This is a genomic window from Neisseria sp. P0021.S007, from assembly GCF_051956855.1.
Genome location: NZ_JBQCXA010001037.1, coordinates 1 through 543 on the forward strand (window position 1 = coordinate 1; position 543 = coordinate 543).

The 543-nt window shown below is 51.2% G+C and carries 1 protein-coding gene; it reads right to left on the reverse strand.

Annotated features, from left to right (window positions below; all coding sequences use genetic code 11):
- A partial coding sequence (locus tag ACTHUR_RS17390; RefSeq protein WP_440399962.1) for a GNAT family N-acetyltransferase occupies window positions 1-463 on the reverse strand: 463 nt, incomplete at its 3' end.
- Window positions 464-543: the final 80 nt, after the last annotated feature.

A 543-nucleotide genomic window follows, 5' to 3' on the forward strand; every position in this document is an offset into this window, starting at 1 on the left:
ATTCGCATTCGACGCGGACAGTTTTGTTCAGCTGCAACACGGCAGTACCGAGCGACTCGTAGCGGTTGAGGCGATAGAAAGGCACGGAATTGAGCGAGGCATACAGTTTGAGAAAGCTGAGGCCTGCATTTCGTGCCATTTCTTCGGCGCGGCTGAGCAGGGCCGTGCCCAAGCCGAGATTGTGGAAGAGCGGATGGACGTATAAGGCGTCCAGTTGCGCTTCTTTGAAATCGACTTGGAAGAAGCCTTGAATCAGCCCTTTGTATTCGACCACCCACAAGGCTTTGTTTTTATCGGAGATGGTTTCCAAATAGCTGTTGATGTCGAGCAGACTTTCCCATGTGTGCATAATGGTTTCATCGTAACTGCGGATGCAGGCGTATTGAACGGCGTGCAGATGGGCATTGTGTATGTCTTGGCAGTCTTTTTCGGTTGCCGGACGGAGGATGGTCAGAAGGCTCATGTCGGATGGTCGGAAAAATTGATTTCAGACGGCCTTTGGCAATCAAAGGCCGTCTGAAAAAAGTGGGTAAGGTTACAGGC